The organism is Acinetobacter pittii ATCC 19004 = CIP 70.29 (assembly GCF_000369045.1).
In the GTDB taxonomy this organism is placed as follows: Bacteria; Pseudomonadota; Gammaproteobacteria; order Pseudomonadales; family Moraxellaceae; genus Acinetobacter; species Acinetobacter pittii.
Genome location: NZ_KB849797.1, coordinates 281,083 through 299,756 on the forward strand (window position 1 = coordinate 281,083; position 18,674 = coordinate 299,756).

General features: G+C 40.0%; 15 protein-coding genes. 7 read left to right on the top strand and 8 right to left on the bottom strand.

Annotation, left to right across the window (positions count from 1 at the left end; all coding sequences use genetic code 11):
* From csaA to gspF, 4 genes are all read right to left on the bottom strand, one after another.
* The gene (gene csaA, locus F928_RS19980; RefSeq protein WP_005079284.1) at nucleotides 1–339 is read right to left on the bottom strand and encodes a tRNA-binding protein; all 339 of its coding nucleotides are present in this window, start codon (nucleotides 337–339) and stop codon (nucleotides 1–3) included.
* Nucleotides 340–484: 145 nt separating this feature from the next.
* Nucleotides 485–829: a hypothetical protein gene (locus tag F928_RS19985; RefSeq protein WP_005079286.1), complete on the bottom strand. Its 345-nt coding sequence runs from the start codon at nucleotides 827–829 to the stop codon at nucleotides 485–487.
* Nucleotides 830–1,095: 266 nt separating this feature from the next.
* Nucleotides 1,096–1,680: a type II secretion system major pseudopilin GspG gene (gspG, locus tag F928_RS19990; protein WP_005079288.1), complete on the bottom strand. Its 585-nt coding sequence runs from the start codon at nucleotides 1,678–1,680 to the stop codon at nucleotides 1,096–1,098.
* 23 nt (nucleotides 1,681–1,703) lie between these two features.
* Nucleotides 1,704–2,909, bottom strand: coding sequence for a type II secretion system inner membrane protein GspF (gene gspF / locus F928_RS19995; RefSeq protein WP_005065941.1), 1,206 nt, complete (start codon nucleotides 2,907–2,909; stop codon nucleotides 1,704–1,706).
* A 148-nt stretch (nucleotides 2,910–3,057) separates the two neighbouring features.
* On the opposite strand from gspF, the gene priA reads away from it, so the two are divergent.
* The 6 genes from priA (at nucleotide 3,058) to F928_RS20025 (ending at nucleotide 10,441) form a co-directional block, all read left to right on the top strand.
* Nucleotides 3,058–5,286 (top strand): primosomal protein N', encoded by a 2,229-nt coding sequence (priA, locus tag F928_RS20000; protein WP_005079289.1) that lies wholly within the window; start codon nucleotides 3,058–3,060, stop codon nucleotides 5,284–5,286.
* A gap of 76 nt (nucleotides 5,287–5,362) precedes the next feature.
* Nucleotides 5,363–7,207 (top strand): monovalent cation:proton antiporter-2 (CPA2) family protein, encoded by a 1,845-nt coding sequence (gene kefB, locus F928_RS20005; RefSeq protein ID WP_005079290.1) that lies wholly within the window; start codon nucleotides 5,363–5,365, stop codon nucleotides 7,205–7,207.
* A gap of 164 nt (nucleotides 7,208–7,371) precedes the next feature.
* Nucleotides 7,372–8,247: an Hsp33 family molecular chaperone HslO gene (gene hslO / locus F928_RS20010; protein ID WP_005079292.1), complete on the top strand. Its 876-nt coding sequence runs from the start codon at nucleotides 7,372–7,374 to the stop codon at nucleotides 8,245–8,247.
* Nucleotides 8,248–8,385: 138 nt separating this feature from the next.
* Nucleotides 8,386–8,997, top strand: a complete 612-nt coding sequence (locus tag F928_RS20015) for a LysE family translocator (RefSeq protein WP_005079293.1) — start codon at nucleotides 8,386–8,388, stop codon at nucleotides 8,995–8,997.
* 146 nt (nucleotides 8,998–9,143) lie between these two features.
* A complete protein-coding gene (cbpA, locus tag F928_RS20020) occupies nucleotides 9,144–10,100 on the top strand; it encodes a DnaJ C-terminal domain-containing protein (protein WP_005079294.1) in 957 nt (318 codons plus the stop codon).
* An 11-nt stretch (nucleotides 10,101–10,111) separates the two neighbouring features.
* Entirely contained in the window at nucleotides 10,112–10,441 is a 330-nt protein-coding gene (locus F928_RS20025; RefSeq protein WP_002114963.1) for a chaperone modulator CbpM, read from the top strand.
* Nucleotides 10,442–10,712: 271 nt separating this feature from the next.
* On the opposite strand, the gene F928_RS20030 is transcribed toward F928_RS20025, so the two are convergent.
* The 3 genes from F928_RS20030 to rpsO form a co-directional block, all read right to left on the bottom strand.
* Complete coding sequence (locus F928_RS20030; protein WP_005079297.1) at nucleotides 10,713–11,924, bottom strand: magnesium transporter CorA family protein; 1,212 nt, start codon at nucleotides 11,922–11,924, stop codon at nucleotides 10,713–10,715.
* A gap of 85 nt (nucleotides 11,925–12,009) precedes the next feature.
* Nucleotides 12,010–14,097: a polyribonucleotide nucleotidyltransferase gene (pnp, locus tag F928_RS20035; RefSeq protein WP_170814194.1), complete on the bottom strand. Its 2,088-nt coding sequence runs from the start codon at nucleotides 14,095–14,097 to the stop codon at nucleotides 12,010–12,012.
* 257 nt (nucleotides 14,098–14,354) lie between these two features.
* Nucleotides 14,355–14,624: a 30S ribosomal protein S15 gene (rpsO, locus tag F928_RS20040; RefSeq protein WP_002114951.1), complete on the bottom strand. Its 270-nt coding sequence runs from the start codon at nucleotides 14,622–14,624 to the stop codon at nucleotides 14,355–14,357.
* A gap of 210 nt (nucleotides 14,625–14,834) precedes the next feature.
* On the opposite strand from rpsO, the gene yfeW reads away from it, so the two are divergent.
* Nucleotides 14,835–16,133: a serine hydrolase domain-containing protein gene (gene yfeW / locus F928_RS20045; protein WP_005079300.1), complete on the top strand. Its 1,299-nt coding sequence runs from the start codon at nucleotides 14,835–14,837 to the stop codon at nucleotides 16,131–16,133.
* 707 nt (nucleotides 16,134–16,840) lie between these two features.
* Here yfeW and recD read toward each other — a convergent pair.
* Complete coding sequence (gene recD, locus F928_RS20050) at nucleotides 16,841–18,592, bottom strand: exodeoxyribonuclease V subunit alpha (RefSeq protein ID WP_005079301.1); 1,752 nt, start codon at nucleotides 18,590–18,592, stop codon at nucleotides 16,841–16,843.
* Nucleotides 18,593–18,674: the final 82 nt, after the last annotated feature.

Here is an 18,674-nt window from a genome sequence, read left to right on the forward strand (position 1 = left end):
TCATAATAACTTTGTACCCAGAGGCACTTCAAACTCTGGGATACAAAGTGCGACATCACCATCTGCATTATGAAATCCTGTCACCAAACATTCTGACTGAATAGGCCCTATTTGTTTTTTAGGGAAATTCACTACAGCAACAACTAATTTACCCACCAAATCTTGTGGTTGATAGAGCTTGGTGATTTGCGCACTCGATTTACGTACACCCAATTCTTCACCAAAATCTACATGCAAAATATAAGCAGGTTTACGCGCTTTTTCAAAAACCTCAGCTTGAATAATTTTACCAACACGAAGCTCTACTTTTAAAAAATCATTCCAATCGATTTGTTCCATTTCATATTTCTCATTTTCTTAAATTGCTGATTTGAAGCATATAATATGTACAAATGAAGAAACACCCTGTTTTTAAGTCCTGTTAAAAAATAAAACGTAGATGTTGAGTCTACGTTTTATCTAAAAATTTGGTTTTAAAATATTATTAAAAAGCGATTGATAATTGCAGAGATAAATATGCAACTAAACTCGATAAAAAGACCATAGGTACATAACGATAAGCTTTAAAAAGAAATTGCTCATATTGAGTAGATATTTGTTTAGCTTGCCACACGCTCGCTTTTAATGCAGTAAAGAAGCTCACCATTAACCATGCACTCACAATACTTAATGCAAAGAAACCAATCATGATTTGGCTACTTCCCTCTGTACTCAGCCATAACTTTAATGAAACTTCAGCAATCGGCAATAAACCCAAAATCAATAGGACAGACTTGAGCATTACCCAATGAAACTGAGTCAGTTCATCTACTATGAGAAATGCTTTCATTTAATCTCTCCTTTTAATTGAATAAAGTGCTTTTTATTTATTATGCAAAGCTTTCATTTAAATATATAGCTTATTTTTCTCTACATTTTAACTTTCTTGTAACTATTAAATATGGGAATAATTCTTATTATAAATCTCAAATATTTATATTAACTTTAATTTATATTTTTCAGTTAGTTATTATATTTTTCTGATTGAGAGAGATTATCAATTCGTATTATCATTTTAACTGTTTAACTGAATTGATAATCTCCATTACATTTTAATTAAGGTTGATAATAAATATCTGCATCATTACCTTCACCGCCTTCTTTGCCATCCGCTCCAAATGAGTACAAGTCAAAAGCTCGACCATCTGCCCCAGGAATGACATATTGAATATCATTTTTCCAGCTGTCTTTAGGATAACCACCTTTTACATAACCACCTGGCATCCAGTTTTTCGCTGTAGCAGGCTGGTTAACCAAAGCATCTAACCCACCTTCTTGCATGGTTGGGAAATGGCCATTATCTAGCTTGTACTGATCTAAAGCACCCGCCACACCCTTTAATGCAATTTGAGTCGTATCAATTTTAGCTTTTTCACTACGCCCCATGACATTTGGTACGATTAAAGCTGCTAACACACCTAAAATTACAATCACGACCATGACTTCAATGAGGGTAAAGCCTGAGGCACGCTTCATTCGAGCACCGCTCGAACGTGCCGCAAGTCCGAAAGCTGTGCTTGAGGAGCAAACATCTGATAGAGAGCAATGCTCGGAATGGCACGTTGGCTCAAACTGATTTGAAACCGCAGATTCACTATGTTGTTCCATCGCTGTTTCGCTTTGAATATTTTTTACTTTCATCATTATCTCTAATATCAAAGTTATTAAATCATATTGTTCATATTTACGATTGGCAGCATAACCGCGATTACAATAACCAGTACAATGCTTGCCATTAAAACCAGCATAAGCGGTTCAAGTAATGCCAGTAAGGTTGAAATAAATGTCGTCACCTCACGGTCTTGCATGGTCGATGCTCGTTCTAACATCCTGTCAAGCTCGCCTGATGCCTCTCCACTTCGAATCATTTGTACCATCATTGGCGGGAAATAACCACTGCGCTCCAGTTGCGTACCTAAGTTACCCCCCTCTGTCACTCGCTCAGCCGCATGAGCAATTGAGTCGCGAATAACCCAGTTATTGGTCACTGCTGCACCAATTTTTAAGGCATCGACCAAAGGGACACCTGAACGGGTCAAAATAGATAAGGTACTGGCAAATCGTGCAGCATTAATACCACGTGACAGTTTACCGAATAATGGCAATTTGAGTGTTAATCGATCAAAAGCATAATGTCCAGCAGTGGTTTTTAAAAACCGAACGAATGCGATAACACCTACCACTGCAAAAAGAATAATAAACACCCACGCGTGGCGAATAAAATCACTCGCTTTCATTAAAGCGACTGTAATCCACGGTAAAGCATCTTTATTTTGATCAAAAGTTTTTACAATCTCTGGCACAACATAAGTCATTAAACCCATCACAATACCAAAAGACATTAGCATTAAAATAATTGGATAAATCATGGCGCCCTGAACTTTCTTTTGCATGGCAAAGCGGTTTTCGGTGTAATCCGAAAGCTGATCTAAAATGAGATCTAAATGCCCAGAACGCTCGCCAGCAGCCACCGTTGCAATATAAAGGTCAGGGAAACGTCCAGACTGCTGCATACCTTGTGCGAGTGAATGCCCTTCTAAGACTCGAGAACGCACAGATAATAAAAGATTTTGCACATGTGTTTTTTCACTTTGCCTACTCACGGCGCGCAAAGCTTCTTCAAGTGGAATAGCAGCGGCAACCAAGACCGAAAGTTGTCTAGTCATGAGCGCCAAATCGTAAGCGCTGAACTTTTTTTGGAATAATCCCTGACTCTGATGTTTATCTTTTTGTTCAACAGGGTCAACGCTAATTGGAGTCCATGCTTTATCACGTAATTGTTGGCGAATCTGGCGCGCTGAGTCTCCCTCAAGCACCCCTTTTTGCTGCTTCCCTGAAGCATCAATGGCAGTAAATTGATATGCAGGCATGGTAATGTTCTAATTTTCCAAAAATAATAGTCGCTGCTGTTGCATCTATGCTACGCAATCATTCATATTCGTTCTATAGCCTGTGTAGAATACCCAAGTCCTCTTCACGACGCTATGCCGTTTTTTAAAATTGACGAAATGAGCCTCTATGACCATAACGCCAAAGCCTGATTCAGTTGTTTATCGTGTGCGTGTAGCCGTACCTGTGCATCTGTACGATACTTTTGACTATACACTCACCCAAGCACAATATGAACGGGCTCACGTAGGCTCACGCGTCGCTATTTCATTTGGACGCCAAAATCTGATTGGCATCATTACTGAAAAAGTTGATCCAAGTGAATCATTTACAGGTACCTTTCAGCTTAAAGCCATTTCTGACCTTTTAGATGAAGAACCAATTTTAGATGAACAAGTTTTAAGTTTATTGACATGGTCAGCTCAGTATTACCAATTTCCAATTGGTGAGGTCATGCAAACTGCCCTACCTGCATTATTGCGTCAAGGCAAACCAATGGATGTTTTGTTCCATCTTTGGAAAATCACACCATGTGATAATGTTGAAGCACTTCTTAAACGCTCTGTTAAACAACAAGATGCGTATCAAATTTTAAAGTTACACCCTGCCGGAACTACAGAGAATATTCTTAATTTAAGTGGTGTAGAAACGGCTACGCTTAAAGCACTTCAAAAGAAGGGACTAGTCGACTGTACGCTTGAACCGCACGACTTTAGCCCATCACCTGTTCAATTGGCACAAATGCCACTTACACTCAATGAAGACCAAAAGAAAGCAACTCAGCACGTCGTAAACGCACAGCATCAATACCAAGCTTTTTTGTTAGATGGTTTAACAGGAAGTGGTAAAACTGAAGTTTATCTGCACATCATGCACGAAGTGCTCAAGCAAGGTAAGCAAGTACTGGTATTAGTCCCAGAAATTGGTCTAACCCCTCAAACGATTTCTCGTTTTAAGTCTCGTTTTAACTGTGATATTGCTCTATTGCACTCAGGCTTAAATGACTCCAAACGCTTACAAGCATGGCAACAGGCTCAGACTGGCAAAGCATCTATTATTTTAGGAACCCGCTCAGCCATCTATACGCCACTGCCACGTTTGGGCTTAATCATTCTAGATGAAGAACATGACCTCTCTTATAAACAGCAAGAAGGTTTCCGTTACCATGCACGTGATGTCGCACTGTACCGAGGTCACTTACAAAACTGTCCAGTTATTTTAGGTTCAGCAACACCGAGCATCGATAGTTATTATTTGGTCGAAACTGGTAAATTAACTTCACTGCAACTTAACCAACGTGCAGGCCATGCGCTTTTGCCTAAAATGCATTTGATTGACCTTAAAATTGTCAAAAAGCAACATGGAATTAGCCAACCTCTTATTGAGCAAATCAAGCATACGTTAGCAAGAAAAGAACAGGTTTTAATCTTTTTAAACCGTCGTGGCTATGCACCTGTACTGGTCTGTGAAAGTTGTGGGTGGCAAGCAAATTGTCCACATTGTGATGCACATTTTACGTTGCACACTCAGCCTTATTCTTATTTACACTGCCACCACTGCGGTACTGTTCATCGCTTACCCGATCACTGCCCTGAATGTCAGCAAAAAAGCCTAAAAACCCTAGGTGCTGGAACAGCTAAGGTTGAAGAGCACTTACAAGAACTATTTCCAGACTATGATGTGATTCGGGTTGACCGTGACAGCACCAGTCGTGTCGGTAGCTGGCAAAAAATCTATGATCGGATTCATCAAAACAAACCAACAATTTTGCTTGGTACTCAAATGTTGGCAAAAGGTCACCATTTCCCACACGTGACTTTGGTTGCTATTTTAGATATTGATGCTGGGTTACTCAGCGTAGACATTCGTGCGCCAGAACGTACTGCACAGTTAATTGTACAAGTCGCGGGTCGTGCAGGCCGTGGTGAACATAAAGGCCATGTTTATTTACAAACCCTAAGACCAGATCACCCTTTACTGACCACGCTCATCGAAAAAGATTATCGGGCGGTTGCCAAACAAACTCTTGCGGAACGTAAAGTCGCATTACTGCCGCCTTACCGTTATGCAGTACTGATACGTGCGGAATCCAAAGATCGTGACTATACCTTGCAATTTTTAAATGAAGCGGCAGAACATTTACGCCAAATTGCGGGTGAAATTGTTGATATTTGGGGGCCAATTCCAGCCCCTATGGAGCGTAAAGCTGGACGCTACCGCGCCCACATGGTGATTTTATCTGCTGACCGTGCTCGCCTCCATTTTTACTTAAGACAATGGTGGTCACAATTGGTTCATGCATCAAGGCAGCATCAACTTCGACTCTCAATTGATGTTGATCCGCAAGAATTTAATTAGATGGCTTGAATATCATAGTGTGAAGAAGCCTTTTTGGCTTTACACTTAAAAGAGACTAATACATTCGAGGCAATGAATGTCATTCTTACTGCAAGCAACAATTTTTCTTGGAGCTTCTCTGATTTTAGTCCCTCTTGGCAAACGCCTAGGGATAGCAACAGTTTTAGGCTATTTATTTACAGGAATACTTCTGGGCCCTAGTGTTTTAAATATTGCACATGACCCTGAAGCGATTATGGAACTTGCCGAATTTGGCGTTATCTTATTAATGTTCCTGATTGGTTTAGAGTTGCGCCCACAACGTTTATGGGAAATGCGTAACTCTATTTTTGTAATGGGAAGTCTGCAAGTCCTCATTAGTGGGGCTATTCTTATGCTGATCGTACTATTACTGTTTCAACAGCAGCTTTCTGTCAGCTTTGTCATTGGTTTTGCCCTTGCGCTGTCTTCCACCGCTTTTGTATTACAACTTCTGACCGAAAAGCAGCAACTCAATACGACTTATGGTCAGCAGTCTTTTTCCATTTTACTTTTCCAAGATATAGCGGCTATTCCTTTACTTGCCATTATTCCATTATTGGCAGGAACAGAATCAACTCATCATGGGGTAGCTTATTTTGCGGCTATCATTGCAACCTTTACTGGTCTATTTCTGTTTAGTCGCTATGTGATGCGTCCATTCTTCCGCTTTGTTGCCAAAAGTGGAGCGACTGAACTTATTACAGCAGTAGGATTATTTATTATTCTTGCTGTTGTCTTGCTTATGGACACTTTAGGAATTAGCACTACATTAGGTGCATTCCTCACAGGTGTATTATTAGCAGATTCAGAATTTCGCCACGAAGTTGAAGCGAGTATTGCACCATTTAAAGGTTTATTGCTTGGCTTATTCTTTATGACCGTTGGCATGACCACACAGCTGTCACTGCTCATTGAAATGCCTTTGCTTATTATTGGTGGTGCAGTCAGTTTATTACTCATCAAAACGCTGATATTGACCGCTATTGCCCGCTATAAAAAATACAGTTGGAATAACAGCTTGCTTTTAGGTACTTGCTTGGCACAAGGCGGAGAATTTGCTTTTGTAATTTTGAGTCTTGCAAAAAGTGAGAAGGTTTTAACTCAAGCTATATTAGAACCCGTGACTCTAATCGTAACGTTGTCGATGGTACTTACACCAGTAATTTACTGGATTATGGCAACTCAGATCATTCCTCTGTTTAATAAAGAACGTCCACCTGAGTATGACGAAATTCCTCAGCAGGATAATCCGATTATCATTGCCGGTTTTGGTCGATTTGGACAAATTATCGCGCGTATTGCCCGCCTACAACATTTAGGCTTTACTGCAATCGACAACAATCTTCATCAAGTGGACTTTGTTCGTCGCTACGGCGGCAAACTCTATTATGGCGATGTAACCCAGCCCGATTTACTGCGTTCTGCCGGTATTGAAAAAGCTAAAGTATTTATTTTAGCGATTGATGATGTTGAAGACTCTATGAATGTCGCGCGCCATCTTAGATTAAATTATCCAAACTTAAAGCTGTTGGCTCGTGCTCGCGACCGTCACCATGTCCATCTTTTAAGAGATTTAGGTGTTGAATACATTTGGCGTGAAACGTATCTATCTTCATTAGGTATGGCTTACCGCGCTTTGCGAGAACTCGGTATCTCTGATGAACAAGCCTATAACAATATCGAAATCTTTCGGGATTATGATGAGAAATTGCTTATACAGCAGCAAAGTATTTATACAGACGAACAGAAGATCTTTGAAACACATCGTAATGCCTTAGCCGAGCTTGAACATTTGTTTGAAAGTGATGCGCAGCAACAGGCTACATCAAAACATGATGTTAATTTAAAGCGTCATTTACAACCAAATCGCATCGACATTACAAGAGATCATCTAGAATAACTTGAGATTTCAGAAAATGGCTATATTAAGGACTTATTCACATTGCCTAAATAATTGGACAATGGGCACAAATCTGCCCCCTGTCCGGCTTGCGGCTTCGCTGCATTTCCTAAGCTTGATTAAAACGAAATAGTTATACTCTGCTTAGGGCCCTGGAGAATATTATGTCTGATTTACGCCAACGCTTTTATATAGAGAACTTTCCAGTACGTGGAGAAGTAGTTCATCTTGAAGAAGCCCTACAAACCATCTTAGCTCAACGTGACTATATGCCTGCTGTTAAAATTCTGCTAGGTGAAATGTTGAGTGCGACTGCATTACTTGCAAGTACACTAAAAATCAAAGGCCGTATCAGCTTGCAAATCCAGGCTAGCGGCACCTTCAAATGGGCGATGGCTGAATGTAATCATTTAGGAGAGGTTCGTGCTTTAGCGGACTATGAAACTGATCCTCGCTTTGTTGAAGCAACAGACAGCAGCACAGTTCTGGGCGCCCTAGTTAATCCTGTTTTATTTATTAATATTGAACCGGAATTTGGCGAACGTTATCAAGGGATCGTGCCGCTTGATCAAGTAAATTTAGCAGGCTGCTTGATGCAGTATTACGATTTATCTGCACAAATTCCAACTCGTATTGTGTTGGCAAGTACAGATAAGCGTTCTGGCGGTTTACTGATTCAACTCTTGCCACGTCATGATGAAGAAGAGCAAAACTTGGTCGATGAAGATTTATGGCCACGTTTGACAATGTTGACCGAAACATTAAAAGCTGAAGAGCTTACCAATTTAGATGCAAATGAAATCCTGTATCGTTTATATAACGAAGAAGAAGTTCGTTTACCAGAAATTGAAGCTTTAAAATTTGGCTGTACATGTTCAAAAGAACGCTGTGCAAATGCCCTGATTCAAATTGGTGTAGACGCTGTTCATGAAACCCTAGAACATCAGAACCCGATTCGTATGGACTGTCAGTTCTGTAATACGCAATATACCTTTACCGCTGAAGAGGCTTTAGCGTTATTTGGTGAACATTTAAGTTAATCTTTTAACTTTATAAAAAGGCGGTTATACCGCCTTTTTTATTTACCTGCATTTTTTGATGATAATTTTCAACATGTTAATTCAAATAGGATAATATAAGGCTACTTTATAGCCTAATAAATAAGATGCCTAAATACCATGAATTATTTTGATTATTTTCTCTTTATTTTTAGCGTAGTTATCATGATTGCGACCCCTGGCCCTGTCATGATTTTAGTTGCAAGCGCTGGACTTAAAGGGGGCTATAAAAAAGCACTGGAAACCATTTTTGGTACAAACCTAGCATCCCTTGTTTTAATTTTTATTTCAGTACTGGTTTTAAAAGGAGTACTGAGTGTTAATGATAGTTACCTCAATATCATTCGTATTTTAGGCTGCCTATATATTGGCTATCTGGGGTTGAGTATTCTTAAAGAAGTGATTCAGGCACCTCACCCAGAAGCGATACAAACAGTTTCAGCACAAAATGGTGGCTTTAAAAAAGGTTTTCTTGTCGGTATTTCAAACCCAAAAGATATTATCTTTTTCTCGGCTTTCTTTCCGCAATTTGTCTCTATTACCCCTCAGTTAAATTTAAGTTTAACCCTACTTACGCTGACATGGATTGTTTTAGACTTCCTCACCCTATCTTTGGTTTATATCTTTTTCCGCCGCCTTTCTAACAGTCATTTATATCCAAAAATATTAGGCCTCTGCGGTTTATTACTTTTACTGATTGCTCTTTACGGCTTGTATCAAAGTTTTATCTAACTTATTAGAGGTATAGTCTAATTTTGCTATACCTCCTTACGTTCCGCTGGATTTCGTAATAGAACAACTCTTATACAATCTAGCTTATTGAAAACTCTAAAAATCGTTTCATAATGAAATAAACAACACCATCGTGATAAAACATTATGGCAAAAAATTATTATGAAGAATTAGGGGTTACACGCAAAGCCTCTGCTGATGAAATTAAAAAAGCTTATCGAAAATTAGCCCGCAAATATCATCCAGACATCAGCAAAGAAAAAGATGCAGAGGAAAAGATGCAGGCCATTAATGTTGCCTACGACACATTAAGCAATGCAGAAAAAAAAGCCGAATATGACCAAATGTTAGATCATCCTCAAGGTTTTAATAACTTTGGTCAGGGTGCTGCACAAGGTGGTTTTGATGGAGCACAGTTTTATCGCCAAGGTTTTACAGGTGGTGAACAAGCAGACTTTAGTGGTTTTGAAGATTTATTTGGTCGCTTTGGTGCAGGCTTTGGCGGTGGGCAACAACAATATCAAAGACAACAACGTAGTTATCACGGTGAAGATCAACATGCCAGCATAGAGGTTGATCTTGATATTGCCTATCATGGTTCAACACAGCAAATTACTTTGCAAATTCCAACCATAAACGCTTATGGCGAACCTGAAGTTCAACGCAAAACCTTGCAGGTGAAAATACCAAAAGGCATGAAAGAAGGTCAACAAATTCGCTTAAGTGGACAAGGCCAAAGCGGGATTAATGGCGGTGCCAACGGCGATCTTTATATTGAAATCCAGTATAAAGATACAGACCGTGTTCATGTTGAAGGCAGTGACGTATATCTGACCGTAGATGTAGCTCCTTGGGAAGCGGCACTAGGTCAAGGTATTGAAGTAAAAACTCCAGCAGGATCCTTACATGTCAATTTACCTAAAAATGCCAAACAAGGACAACAGCTACGCTTAAAAGACAAAGGGATACCAAATAAAACGCCAGGCCATCTCTATTTAATTTTAAATATTGTATTCCCCCCAGCAAATTCTGAAAAAGAAAAAGAAGCGTATCAGCAACTGGCAGAAGCCTTTGCTTCATTCGAACCTCGTTCATCTCATTAGGGAGCAAGATCATGACAACCATTCACTATCGAGAAATTGTATATGACGGCCATACCTTTAGTGCAGAGGTCGTTGATGAACAATCGACATTTGATTTACAACAATTTGCCCAAGCTTGTGGCCAAAGTCCTGACTGGATTCTTCAGCTCATTGAATATGATATTTTATCAGTCGAGAACACACCTGAGGCACACCAGTTTATGGGTGAAGATGTCGCACGTGCACGTAAAGCGTATCGTCTACAACGTGACTTTGACGCAAGTTTGGCAGCAGTTGCTGTAATGTTAGATTTGATTGATGAAGTGCAACAACTTAGAAAACAGTTGAAGCATTTTCATTAGATTAGATAGTGACGACGGAGTCCTACTGGCACTCACTATCTATTTCATCAGCCAATTACGTTACTTTTGTTTTGGCATGAGTAGCGAAGCTACGCAAGGCCAAAACCAGAGATATTGAAGTGCGTACTAAGATCAAATTTATATTTGAACACAAGCTACGCACTTCGTTTGTCTTGCGCTCGAAGCAAACGATGTTTGCTTTTTCTCGCTCAGGTTGTGGATGACGCTTAGCTCAAGCAAATTTGGAAAAAATTCAATAAAAATTGAAGAATTATTTCAACCGAGTAATCTTTTCCACTTCCTTCAAAGTCTGCTTAATCGGTTCATATTCCAGAAACCAAAACAAATTCATTCGATCTTGGCGATGCTGTTGAGCCAGTAAATCAATCACACTTTTTTCACCGCGCCCCACCAAATGTTGTCGATAAAAATAGTACAGTAACAAAACAGTACTTAGCAGCATGACTCCGAGCATAATCCAGAAACCTACCGGTGATTTAAGCCCTGGAATAAACTCAAAGTTCATTCCATAAATACCGGTTAAAAGCGTAAGCGGTGCAAATACAGCAGTAATAATGGCAAGAATACGCATATTCTCATTGGTCTGGTTGGCAATTGCTGAGAAGTGCAAATCAATCGCCGACTGAATGGCGCTACGTAAACGTAAAGTATGTTTTTGAATACGTTCGACATGACTCATTAAATCATTCAAACGAACTAATAAAAGATCTTGAGAACTATGCGTCTTCTCACCAATAACATGATGATAGTTTTCTACAATTTCATCTCGAAACTCTTGTAAGGTTTCGATTTGCTCTTCGCATAAATTTTCAACCTGCTGAAAGGCCATGTTTTCATGAAACAGTTGATGCCACTGTTTAAAACGACGATTACCTTGCAACAATTGTTGTTGCCAATGCTCAACCCTTCTAGTTAAAGGTGAACGGATATCAAGGTAGCCATCCACCATGCTATTCAGCAGACGTAAACATAAATCTACAGGCGAATTAGGCAGCTTACGGGTTTTGTTTTGTTCTTCCAAAGTTTTACATAAAATATTTTCGAGACGTTGAATATAGTTTTCAATCGACTTATTGCCCTGCTCACGAACACTAATCAGAACTTTAGGGGTAAAAATAAAGCTAATCGGCGTGGTTGCTAGACCAAATACACTCTCATGGGATTCCCCATTTTTAATTTCATCATCAGGTGTAACGAGCTTTCTAAAAATAAGCAGGTCGTATTCTTCAAGCGTATCAAATGCACAAGGATGCTCAATATTCGCAATATCTCGCATATGAAATTCATTGATAACCACGTCTGAAAGCTGCTGAATCTTTTGTTGCCATTCTTCGTTATGGTTCACCACATCCGTTCTGACACTATCAATCCAGAAAAACTCTAGAATGTGTTCATTATGCTGCTCACGGCTTAAAAAGACATAGCCGTCAGCGTGATGGCGATAAAAGTAATAAACCTGCATACCACAATGATCTGTTTTTGTATTACTTGCATCATGCCATAAAAAAAGTCCGCATCAAGCGGACTTTTTCATGTCACCAGAACAATTATGCTTGTTCAATGTCTTTCATAGTCAATTTGATACGACCACGATTATCAACATCAGCAACTTGTACTTTCACTTCCTGACCTTCTTTAAGAACATCAGTTACGTTCGCAATACGTTCATTTGAAATTTGTGAAATGTGAAGAAGACCATCAGTACCCGGCATGATGTTTACAAACGCACCGAATTCTACAATACGAATTACTTTACCGTCATAGATCTTACCTGGTTCAACTTCAGCAGTAATTGCTTGAATCTTAGCAATTGCAGCTTTAGCAGCAGCTTTAGTTTCACCAAATACGCGAACTGTACCATTGTCTTCGATATCAATTGCAGCTTTAGTTTCTTCAGTAATTTGACGAATAGTTGCGCCGCCTTTACCAATAACATCACGGATCTTGTCTGGGTTGATGTTAATCACTTCAAACGTCGGTGCATGAGCACTGATTTCAGCACGCGCACGTGAAATGACTTTATTCATTTCGTTTAGGATGTGCATACGACCAGCAAATGCTTGGTTTAATGCAACTTCCATAATTTCTTCAGTAATACCTTCAATCTTGATGTCCATTTGAAGTGCAGTAATACCGTTTGCAGAACCTGCTACTTTAAAGTCCATATCACCTAAGTGATCTTCATCACCCAAGATGTCAGAAAGTACTGCGAAACGCTCGCCTTCTTTCACCAAGCCCATTGCGATACCCGCAACTGGTGCTTTAAGCGGAACACCTGCATCCATAAGTGATAATGAAGCACCACATACAGAAGCCATTGAAGATGAACCGTTTGATTCAGTAATGTCAGATACAATACGAATTACATACGGGAAGCGGTCAGCCGCAGGAAGAACTGCTTGAACACCACGACGTGCTAAACGACCGTGACCAATTTCACGACGCTTAGGACCAGATTCACGGCCTGTTTCACCTACAGAGTATGCAGGGAAGTTGTAGTGCAACATGAAGTTGTCAGTCTTAGTACCAGCAAGGGTATCAACCATTAACGCATCACGAGTATTACCCAAAGTTGTTGTTACTAACGCCTGAGTTTCACCACGTGTAAACAATGCAGAACCGTGTGCACGATCTAATACGCCAACTTGAACGTCGATAGCACGAACAGTTTTAGTATCACGGCCATCGATACGTGGCTTACCTGACAAGATGTTGTCACGTACTGTACGGTATTTAAGGTCTTCGAATAATTCGTTTACTTCATCAGCAATACCAGTTTCGTCATTTTCTGGAACGAACTGAGCTACAGCTTCTGCATAAAGTGCATCAAGTGCTGCATAACGATCTTGTTTAACCGCAATTGTATATGCTTCAGAGATTTTCGCTTCGAAAGCTGCTTTTAATTGCTCAAGAAGAGCTTCGTTTTTAGTTGGAGCAACCCAAGTTGATTCAACAGCACCAGCAGCGGCAGCAAATTCTTTAATCGCTTGAATTGCGATTTGCATTTCGTCATGACCGAAAAGAACAGCACCAAGCATTTGGTCTTCTGAAAGTTCTTTCGCTTCAGATTCAACCATCAATACAGCAGATTCTGTACCTGCAACCACAAGGTCAAGGTCACTTTCTTTCAACTGTTCGAAGTTCGGGTTAAGAACATATTCACCGTTGATTAAACCAACGCGTGCACCACCAATTGGACCACGGAAAGGAGTACCAGCAATAGACAATGCTGCTGATGTACCAAGCATTGCTGCAATGTCAGCATCCATAGTTTTGTCAGAAGAAACAACTGTTGCTGTTACTTGGATTTCGTTGAAGTAACCTTCTGGGAACAACGGACGAATTGGACGGTCAATAAGACGTGAAATTAAAGTTTCAGCTTCAGAAGCACGACCTTCACGCTTACCGTAACCACCAGGGATACGACCAGCTGCATATTGTTTTTCTTGATAGTTCACTGTTAACGGGAAGAAGTCTTGACCCGCTTTTGCTTTAGGTTGAGCAACAACTGCAACTAAAACAGTTACGCCACCCATAGTGATTAAAACTGTGTTTGCTTGACGTGCAACGCGACCCGTTTCTAAAACGACTTGATGTTGACCGAATTGGAATTCTTTACGAACGATATTAAACATTGACATGTATTGTATTTTCCTAATTTTATTCTAGTGAGACCCCTAAGGTTTGGCATTCAGACTACACCGATTGGTAGATAAATGACAAAGCTTAGAAGCCATCACACTAGATCAATTATTTAAAATAAGTTAAACGCAAAGAAGGAGCGCACAAGCGCCCCTTCTAAAAATCACTTAACCTAACGTTAAGTGAAACTCTCTTTTCAGCGATAAAGCATTGCGACATGCGAAATAGCGAAAACAAAGTGAAAATCGAATTAACGACGTAAACCTAAAGCACCGATCAAAGCAGTGTAACGACCGTGGTCTTTACCATTTAAGTAGTCGAGCAATTTACGACGTTGGTTAACCATACGGATCAAACCACGACGGCTGTGGTGGTCGTGTTTGTGAGCTTTGAAGTGACCTTGTAAATCATTGATTTGAGCAGTCAATAAAGCTACTTGTACTTCTGGTGAACCAGTGTCATTTTCAGCGCGAGCAAATTTAGCAATGATCTCTGCGCGGTCTGCATTAGTTAAAGCCATTCGATTTCTCCGAGATGCTTAAAAAAGTAAACGATATGAATCAGTTGAGGCAACTGACTGCCGTGCATCACTACAGCAAGTCGCCTATTTTAAGGTATCTATAGGTGGATTGCAAAATAGTTTTCAGTAACTTGTCATTTTAGACACTGACATGAGGACCTTAACCCTGCACACTAGCCTCGAATAAAAAGAAAGAAGCGCGAGGGACGTGTGAAAATTTTTTCAACCAACACTTGTCCAATACCGGACAATATTGAGCAAGTCATTCGACAAAAAGATGAAGTTGCTGCTGAACAGGGTGGAATGAGTGATCACCAGATTCAAAAAATCTGGAAAAGTATAGAAACACTATATAAAACCGGAAACTATCCACTCATTACCTTTTGTTTACGCAGACAAGGTAAAATTTTGCTGAATCGAAGCATTGGATATGCTCAAGGAAACTCTCCGGCAGGACTTCAAAAAAATGCCCTGATTGCAACACCTGACACACCTGTTTGCCTATTTTCAGCATCAAAGATGATCACAGCCATGTTGATTCATCTATTAGATGAAAAGGGTGAAATCAATTTGCTTGATCCTGTGAGCTATTATGTTCCTGAATATGGTGTCAACGGTAAGCGTCGTGCAACGATCTTTCATTTATTAGCACATCGTGGTGGCATTCCTTATATTGATGGCGATGTCACACCAGATTTATTATTTGATAAAGACGAAATTTTAAAACGTTTATATGCTGCCCGACCTGTGTCTCCTGCTGGCAATCACCTTGCCTATCATGCTGTTACGGCAGGTTATATTTTAGGAGAAGTCATTGAACGGGTGACTGGGCAGGATTTACGTGAATTTGTACATCAAACTATCGAAAAACCAATGGGGATGCCTTATTTCAATTATGGCTTAAAACCAGAATACCGTTCAGAAGTCGCCTTAAACTGTGCAACAGGTCTGCACCCTCGCCTTGGTACCGATCACTATCTGAATCATGTGTTAGGTGGCGGTTTACAACTTGCAGTTGATGTGACTAACGATAGTCGTTTTATGGACACCATTTGCCCAGCTGGAAACATCTATACCAGTGCAGAACAAGCTGGCCGCTTCTTTGAAATGCTTTTAAGTGGTGGAAGCTACGGCGGTCAGCAAATCTTTAGTGAGAAAACAATTTTCAGAGCAACACTGCCAACCACAGGAGTTAACATTGACCGTACTTTGCTAATTCCAATGCGCTATGCTCTGGGGCCAATGTTAGGTAGCAATCCTGTAGGTCTTTTTGGCCCAATGACGGGGCAAGCTTTTGGTCATTTAGGATTCTCCAACATTTTATGCTGGGCTGACCCTGAAAGAGATATCAGTGTTTCCCTATTAACAACTGGTAAATCTGTAGTGGGTACTCACCTACCTGCTTTAGCTAAAGTGCTCTATCAAATCTCAACTCAATGTCCACGTATACCGAGAGATCAACGCCGTTCGTTATTTGGTAGTGATTCTCATGAAACTGACTTAGTGTAGAAACAAATACAAATAAAAAACCCAAGCATTTCTGCTTGGGTTTTTTGCGCTGTAGTTTTTGTTTATCGTGTTATTGCTGTTTTTATTGTCGTTGGTGAGATGCTAGTCACATCCTTCTTGTTGTTCTAACTCACTTCCGATGTTTTTGTTTCTATTTCCTTATGTGATGTATTGTGACATATCCAATTATGAAGAAAAGTAGTATTTTTCTTATCATCATGTAAGTGAAAACGTACAGGTCTGTATAATATTTGGTAAATAGCCATTTTTAACCTTTAACGTACAGTTCTGTATAACATATAACTTAACAATTCACAGGAAAAATGCCTGTTTTGAAATCATATTATAGATAAATATATTGATATTATTGATTTAAATCTTTAGACAAAAACAGAGTGAAGATAGTGCTAAAAACGAAATGTTGTAATGCTTTTTTAAACATAGTGAAAAGTAGAATATAAAAAAGCCCTGTAGTCTCTCCCAAAACTACAAGGCTTAGCGGCTGTAAGTTTCCTCTTTATACACCTACTTCATTGTAAGTTCGCAGTCTCTCGACTTAAGTTATTATTATTGTGCGATTTTGCCCGACATTCCGTGCCAAGCTCGTTGTGCGTTTATAATCTCAAAAACGTGGGATGTACTCTAGCAGCAAATATCTCGAATCTATGTAAGCTTTTTCTTACAAGGGTAAAAATATTAAGTTTGTCTTAACGAACTAACCGATTAACTTTTTGAACTAAACCGCTTTTTCGTGTAGTACGAACTGTAAATGCTTGTAATAAAGCCTCTTGATGCACCAAAAGACTGACTACTTTCTTAGCTCGTGTAATCGCAGTGTAAATAAGTTCTTGGCTTAATAAGTTCTTGGCAGCCTGATCTAAAACGACAGCAGTATGTGTAAATTCAGACCCTTGCGATTTATGAATTGTTAAAGCGAATGCACTTTGAATACTTTTAGGTAATCGATTTGCAGCAACCCATTTGTTCAAACTTGGAAAATATACTTCAAACTGCTGTGGCTGAGTCCTGTGCTCAAAGCACAAACCAATATCCCCGTTTGAAATACTGAGCTGATAATCGTTATAGGTCATCATTACAGGACGACCGACATACCATCCTCCAAGAGTCACTATTGAAAGTTGCTGCTGCAACCAACGCTGCGCATATTGGTTTAACTGCTGCAATCCAAACGGACCATGACGAACCGCGGTTAAAATCCGGTAGTCATCAAATGCTTTTACTACGTTTTGGACCTGTTCAATCGAGCGTTCTTCTTTTAAATAATTTTTTAGACTCTGTACATATCCTTGGAAACCGAGCATTAGCTTTTGATAATAGGTATCTAGGTCTAATAGCCCCCCTTCTGGTAAATATTCAAGCTGAACAACATCAGGCATGTCACTTTGTAAAAGTATAGGCTTTAATTCTGAAACCTGAACAATATCAATTTCAAACCGCTGCAAAACCTCTACATGGTCTTGTTTATAGCTTTGTGCCTGAATAAATTTGGCCACTTGTCCAATCAACGCACCTTCAGTAAAACGACGACTGGTTTGTAATTGTACCCGGTTATCAGCCAACGCCTGTATTTGCTGCAAATCTGCAAGAACCGCCCCGACATCAACGGAAGCGAGCTGATTTGCATCTCCTAATAAAATAATTCGACAAGACTCAGGCACAGCTTCAAATAAAAGAGTAGCCAGATTTAAATCCAGCATGGAAGCTTCATCGACGACAATCACGTCATAAGGCAAAGGCTGTTTTTGATTAAACCGTGGTGTCTGGCTATGTCCCATCCCCAACAAACGGTGAATCGTTTGTGTTCCCTGATTTCTGAGCTCTTCACTCACTAATCCGGACTCAAGCAATTTAGGGTCATTAAACGAGTTCTGTAAAGCCTCTTGCATTCGCTGTGCTGCTTTACCTGTTGGAGCAGCCATCGCCACACGAATATGTGGAATAGCTTGGCTAAGTACAGCAATGATACGTGCCAGCGTATAAGTCTTACCTGTACCCGGCCCACCCGTAATAATACTCAGGCTCTGCCGAGCAACCATTTGTAAAGCTGCCTGTTGATGAGCATCGGTAAGCAGGTCTAAATAGTCATCACAAGAGACAGGTTGAATTAATTGTTGCTTTAATCGACAAATTTGTTCTGCAAGTCGTTGCTCTAGGTGCCAATATCGGTATAATGCCAACCCCTGCTCATCGTAGACGCACGGCGCAACTTTTAAGTTTGCTTGATCGGCAGATATAGCAAGCTGACCAAGTGCTGCAATTTGCTCTAAACTGATATCAATACAACTATCGCCTTGTAAGCTCGCTTCAATAAGCTGCTGCAAGTAAGAAGTAGCTTCTGACACTTGCGATTGTTCAGTAAATGGAGCCTGATTTAAGAAGTTACTCCACGTTGTTAACCAGCTTAAATCGGCTTGTTCAGGGCTGTTTAGATTGTCCACACACTTATCCACCTAGTTTTCCACACGCTTGTCCACATGGTTATAGACAGGCTTATCCACATGCCAAATATTTGTTAATATT